We start from the raw sequence: 5542 nt of genomic DNA, 5'->3' as shown, positions 1-5542 counted from the left end.
CGTCAGTTCGGTGCGTCCCCCGCGCCCTGCGGCGCTTCGCCGTCGTCCGCGTCGCCCCCGTCGCGGGCGCGGGCGATGCGGTCGACGAGGTCGGGGGCCTTCTCGAACAGCGTCGCGAGCGCGCCGCCCTTCGACGGGACGGCGCGCACGTCGATCTCGCCGTTCTGCAGCAGGATGAAGGCGGTCGGTTCGACGCGCACGCCGCCGCCCCCGCCGCTGCCCGCGGTCGCGTCGCCCTCGCCGGCGTCGCTGCCGTCGCCGGCGCCCGCCCCCAGCCCGAGCGAGAGGGACACGACGGGGATGAGGGTGGCGTCGCCCACCTGCATCGGTTCGCCCACCACCTGCTTGGTGGTGCCGATGTCGCGCAGGGCGTTCGCGAGGGTGTCGAGCAACGTTTGGGTGGACATGATCGCCTCCTAGGCGGGGTCCGCGGGCACGGCCCGCGGTCGAGGGCGAGGCCGCCCGGTCCGGGCGGCGGAGCGGCGTGGGTGGCGGCAGGCGCGCACCGTCGCCCACGCCACGCGGACGGTGGGGGGGACGAGGCGGACGGGGCGGACGTGCACGTGCGCCGTGGCGGACCCGCGGGGCGCGTCGGCGGTGAAGTCCGCCCCGATCCGCACGCGGGCGTCCGGCGCGAGGGCGTCCCACCACGGCCGGACGGCGTGGAGGGCGGCGAGGAGGGTGCCGGTGCGTGCCGGGTCGCGGCCGTCCAGCACCAGGTGGGCGTCGAGGTGGCCGCGCACGTGCCGTCGCGCCCGCGTTTCGCGGCGCAGGGTCGCGACGAGGCGGGCGCGGCGGTCGGCGGGCAGCCGCCACGGGCGGCAGCCCCGGCCGCCCGGTCGACCCCCGCGTCGGGCGCGACGCCGTCCCTTCGTCGGGGACGGCGTCCGTGCGGGCGCGCGCAGGGGACGCGTCGCGACCGGCCGGCCGGCCAGGGCGAGGGTCGCGGTGCGGGCGAGGCCGTCGAGGCGGACCTCCACCGGCCCGCTCCGGATCCGCGCCTCGAGGCGCTGGGATGCGTCCGCGGCGTCCCCCGTCGCCCCCTCCGCCCCGCCGCCCTCCGGCACGAACGCCGCCTCGACGGTGAGGTGCAGGCGCGTCACCAGGGCCGCGGCGGCGAGGAGCAGCGCCGCCGCTAGGAGGCCCCCGAGCACGGCGAGGAGGCCCCCGAGCACCTCCGCCACGCCGAGCGTCACGCCTGCCTCCGGTCGTCCGCCGTCACGCCCTCACGATAGTCGGGATCCGTCATCGCCGTGCGATAGACTGCACACATGGCTCAGGACGACGGCGCCTTCTACGACGCGTGGGCGGAGTTGCTGCGGTGGATGCGTGAGGTCGCCGACGAGCGCGAGGGGGTCCGCTTCGAGAAGGAGGGGGACTTCCCCGACTACATCTACCGCATGGAGCGCCCCTACGACCTCCCGACGACCGTGATGTCGGCCAGCCTCTCGCTGCCGGACGGGCGGCCGGTCCTGCTGGCGAACGCCAGCCCCCGGCACGCGGTGTTCAAGGAGGTCGTGCTGCACCCGGTCGACTCGCACGCCTACCGGACCCTGACGCTGGCGAAGGACGGCGGGGGCCTCGTCGAGCGCCGCCGTCCGTTCACGAAGGCCCGCCTCGAGCACCTCGCCGACGAACTCTTCGCCCTCCCCCGCATCTGACGTGCCCCGCCGACCGGCGGGACCGCCCTCCGGACCCGCTCCGGAGGTCCTGCGCCGCGCCGCGCGCGGGGGGACGTGCGGCGGCTGCGCCTTCGCGCGGGTCGTGCCCAGCGCGTCGGGTGCGGTGTACCTCCGGTGCGACCATCCGCAGCTTCCCAAGTACCCGCCGCAACCGTTGCTGCGCTGTGCCGGGTTCGCGCCGCGTGACGGCGACGCCTCACCCGTCGCGGGGTAGGGCCCGCCAGGCGTCGGCCAGCCGGCGCGCCTCCAGCGCGGCGACGAGGAACCCCCGGCCGGCGAACGCCCCGAACGTCCAGACGCCCGGCGCGACCTCGCGCACGTCGGGTCGCGCGCCCTCGCGCTTGGCGCGGACCCCGGACCAGGTGGCGCCGACGCGGGCCCCCTCCAGGCCCGGCAGCGCCCAGGCCAGGGCGCGTCGCAGGTTCGCCGGGGCGTCGGGGTCGTCCACGTCGGGGGGGCGGTGCCCGCCCCCGACCCACACGCCGCCCGTCCCGTCCGGCCGGTCCGGCGCGGCGTAGATCCCGCCGGCCAGGGGGCGGGGGAGGCGGACGGCGGCGCGGTCCACCGCATCGGTGGGGCCCGCGGCGTCGGTGGGGTCCGCGGCGTCGGTGGGATCGGTGGGGTCGGGGACGAGGTGGACCTCGTCGCCGCGCGTCCGGTCCCACGCCGGCCACGGGTCGGGTGCGCCGTCGAGGGCGGGCCGCGCGTCCGCGCCGACGGCGACCGCGACGCGCGCGGCGGACGCGACGTCGTGCCCCGCTGCGCGGGCGGTCCAGATGCCGTCCGCGGCGCGCACCAGGCGGTCGATGCGGACCCCACCGCGAAGGGTCGCGCCGTGCCGACGGGCGGACGCCGCGAGCGCCCCGAGCCAGCGGGGGGGATCGATCCACCCGCCGTCCGTCACCAGGAGCGCCCCGAACGGCGCGTGCAGGGTCGGGGGGAGGGCGTCGCCCTCGAGCCACGCGAGGGCGGCCTCGCCCCCGAGGCGGTCGCGCCAGGCGCGCGCCTGGCGCGCGGATCCGGGGACGCGCAGCACCCCGCTGCGCACCGCGCCGGTCGTCGCCCCCTCGCCCGCCAGGGCGTCGGCCAAGCCCCACGTCGCGGCGAGGCCGGCGAGGTCGTCCGGGTGGGCGTCCCCCTTCCGGCCGCGCCAGGGGTTCAGCAGCGCCCGCGGGAGGCCCGACGCACCGGCCGACGTCCAGCGGGCGTCCGGGCCGTCGGCCGCGCCGGCGTCGAGCAGCGCGACGGCGACCCCGTCGCCGGCGAGGGTGCGCGCCAGCGTGAGGCCGGCGACGCCGCCCCCCAGGATCAGGACGTCCGCGGTGATCACGCGCGAAGGGTACCGCCGGGCGCCCCGGCGGGGCGGGCGGCCCGGTACACTCGCGGCGTCATGTACGAATTCCTCAAGGGCTTTCACAACCTGCTGCGCTGGGTCGTCGTGCTGGGCGGGGCGTACGCCCTGGTCACGATGGCGCGGGGCCTCCTCACGCAGGCCCGCTGGGGCGCGAACGCGTCGGGAGCGGCCCGCATCTTCACGATCTCCATGCACACGCAGTTGCTGATCGGCATCGTGCTGTACGGCGTCACGCCGCTCATCGCCGGCGGCATCGCCGCCCCCCTCACCGGCCGCCTGCTGCTCATCGAGCACGCGACGACGATGATCCTCGCGGTCGTGGCGGTGCAGCTCGGCACGTCGCTCGCGCGGCGGGCGCCGTCGGACGCCGGGAAGTTCCGCCGCTCGTTGATCTTCTACGCCGTCGGTGCGTTGTTCGTGCTGTGGGCGACGCCCTGGGGCAAGAACCTGATCCCCTGGGTGTAGCGCTGACCGCGCCATCCGCACACCCCGGGCGCGTCACGTCTCGGGGGTGGGGCGCGTCGCGACCGTCATCTCGCGCTTCCCGCCCGGCGGGCCGGGCGCCTTGCGGACGTCGAGGCCGGCGGCGGCGAGGCGCCGCCGGACCGCGCCCGCGACCGTGTAGCTGACCCAGCGGCCGCCCGGCCGCAGCGCCCGCGCGCACGCCGCGAGGAACGCCTCGCTCCACAGGGCCGGCGACGCGTCGGGGCTGAAGGCGTCGTGGTAGATCGCGTCCAGCGTGCCCGGCGCGAGGGCGGTCGCGGCGGCGCCGTGCGGCGCACCGCGCGCGTCGGTCGCCGGCCCGAGCGCCACCTCGAGGCGCGCGTCCGGCGCCGGGGCGAACGCGTACGGGTCCGGCGGGCCGGGGGGCGCCCCGCGGGCGTGCAGGTCGGTGAGGACGGCGCGCCAGGCGGCGGCGAGCGACGGGGCGTGCAGGTGCGCTTCGTAGCCGAGGCGGTCGACGAGCGCGGGATCGGGCGTGGCGGCCTCGAGCGCGCGGTAGATGAGGGGGTGGGGCGGCCGGCGGCGGGCCTGCGCGTCGAGGGTGAGGAGGAGGTTCAGGCCGGTGCCTAGACCGACCTCGAGCACGTGCAGGGGCCGACCGGCACCGCCGGACGGATCCGCGAGGCGGTCCGCGACGCCGGACCCCGCCAGGAACACGTGGCGGGCTTCGGCGAGGGCGCCGCGCCCCGAGTGGTACGTCTGCTGCGCCGCGTCGCTCCACAGCGTCGCGCTGCCGTCGTCGGTGCGGTGGAGGGGATCCGTGGGCACCCGCTCAGGGTAGCCGCGGGGGCGTTCGCGGGGGGCGGTGGCCGGTACGGTGCGGGCATGAGCGACGCCACGCCCCCCACCGACCCGTCCGGCGCGACGCCCGCACCGCACCCCGGCGCGCGCCCGACCGCCATCGTGACCGGCGCGAGCGGCGGCATCGGCTACGAGATCGCCCGCGCCCTCGCGCGCCACGGCTTCGATCTGCACCTCGTCTCCCGCGGGGGCGCCCGCGGCAGCGCGGCGCGCGACGCCGTCGCCGCGGAGGCCCGCGACGGGGCGGAGGTCCGCTTCCACCCCGCCGACCTCGCGAGCCTGGAGGACGTGCGCCGCGTCGCGGGCGACCTCGCCGACGCCGCCCCCACCCTCGACCTGCTGGTGAACAACGCCGGGGCGTACGTGCACCAGCGCGCGTTGACCGAGGACGGCTACGAGCGCACGTTCGCGCTCAACCACCTGAGCCCGTTCCTGCTCACGCACCTGCTCCGCGCGCCGCTCGCCGCGGCGGACGCCCCGCGGGTCGTGACGACCTCCTCGAGCGCGGAACGCTCCGGCCCCATCGACCTCGAGCGCGCCGCCTACGGCGTGCCGTACAACGCCCTGCGGGCGTACGGCTGGTCCAAGCAGGCGAACGTGCACTTCGCCCGCGAGCTGGCGCGCCGCGCGCCGCACCCGGCGCTGCGCTCGTACGCCTTCCACCCGGGCTTCGTGAACACGAACTTCGGGAGCGGCTCGGGGCTGCTCTCGGGCCTCGTGGCGCTCGCGCAGCGGGCGTTCGGCCGCACGCCCGAGCAGGGCGCCGCGACCGGCGTGTGGGCGGCGACGGCGGCGCCGCCCCCCGAGCCGAACGGCGCGTTCCTGGTCGACGAGGCGGTGAAGGCCCCCTCCGCCGCCGCCCGGGACGAAGCCGTCACCGCCGCGCTGTGGCAGCGCAGCGAGACGTGGGTCGGTCTGCGCGACGACGAACGCTGGCCGCGGCGCGAGGGGGTCGCGTGAGCGACCACCCCGCCACCCCCGAGGACGCCCACCCGCCGGTGCGGCGCCTCGATGCGCTGATCGGCGATACGCCGATCGTGCGGCTGCGCAGCGTCGTCGAGCCGGACATGGCGGAGGTGTGGCTCAAGCTGGAGGGCTTCAACCCCGCCGGCAGCATCAAGGACCGCACGGCGTGGGGGATGATCCGCGACGCGGAGGCGCGGGGGGTCCTGACGCCGGGCAGCGGACAGCGGATCATCGA

The 5542-nt window shown here is 78.0% G+C and carries 8 protein-coding genes; 4 read left to right on the top strand and 4 right to left on the bottom strand.

The window, feature by feature from the left end:
* Nucleotides 1–2: 2 nt before the first annotated feature.
* Together RI554_03470 and RI554_03465 are read right to left on the bottom strand one after the other, a co-directional pair.
* Entirely contained in the window at nt 3–407 is a 405-nt protein-coding gene (locus RI554_03470; GenBank protein ID MDR9391069.1) for a spore germination protein GerW family protein, read from the bottom strand.
* A 9-nt stretch (nt 408–416) separates the two neighbouring features.
* Complete coding sequence (locus tag RI554_03465) at nt 417–1196, bottom strand: hypothetical protein (GenBank protein MDR9391068.1); 780 nt, start codon at nt 1194–1196, stop codon at nt 417–419.
* Between the two features lie 75 nt (nt 1197–1271).
* Here RI554_03465 and RI554_03460 point away from each other — a divergent pair, with 75 nt between their 5' ends.
* Nucleotides 1272–1661: an NADH-quinone oxidoreductase subunit 15 gene (locus RI554_03460; GenBank protein ID MDR9391067.1), complete on the top strand. Its 390-nt coding sequence runs from the start codon at nt 1272–1274 to the stop codon at nt 1659–1661.
* 217 nt (nt 1662–1878) lie between these two features.
* Here RI554_03460 and RI554_03455 read toward each other — a convergent pair whose 3' ends face one another.
* A complete protein-coding gene (locus tag RI554_03455) occupies nt 1879–3012 on the bottom strand; it encodes an FAD-dependent oxidoreductase (protein ID MDR9391066.1) in 1134 nt (377 codons plus the stop codon).
* A 60-nt stretch (nt 3013–3072) separates the two neighbouring features.
* On the opposite strand from RI554_03455, the gene RI554_03450 reads away from it, so the two are divergent.
* Nucleotides 3073–3501, top strand: a complete 429-nt coding sequence (locus tag RI554_03450) for a hypothetical protein (protein ID MDR9391065.1) — start codon at nt 3073–3075, stop codon at nt 3499–3501.
* A 33-nt stretch (nt 3502–3534) separates the two neighbouring features.
* On the opposite strand, the gene mnmD is transcribed toward RI554_03450, so the two are convergent.
* Nucleotides 3535–4308, bottom strand: a complete 774-nt coding sequence (gene mnmD / locus RI554_03445) for a tRNA (5-methylaminomethyl-2-thiouridine)(34)-methyltransferase MnmD (protein ID MDR9391064.1) — start codon at nt 4306–4308, stop codon at nt 3535–3537.
* Between the two features lie 57 nt (nt 4309–4365).
* Between mnmD and RI554_03440 the strand changes: the two genes are divergently transcribed.
* Nucleotides 4366–5301 (top strand): SDR family NAD(P)-dependent oxidoreductase, encoded by a 936-nt coding sequence (locus RI554_03440; protein MDR9391063.1) that lies wholly within the window; start codon nt 4366–4368, stop codon nt 5299–5301.
* Nucleotides 5298–5542: pyridoxal-phosphate dependent enzyme (locus RI554_03435; GenBank protein ID MDR9391062.1), on the top strand; the 245-nt coding region annotated here is incomplete at its 3' end. The genes RI554_03440 and RI554_03435, both read left to right, overlap by 4 nt.

This window comes from Trueperaceae bacterium (assembly GCA_031581195.1).
Classification (GTDB): Bacteria; Deinococcota; Deinococci; order Deinococcales; family Trueperaceae; genus SLSQ01.
Note: the sequence above shows the minus strand (reverse complement) of the source record. Positions and strands in the feature narration are given on the sequence as shown.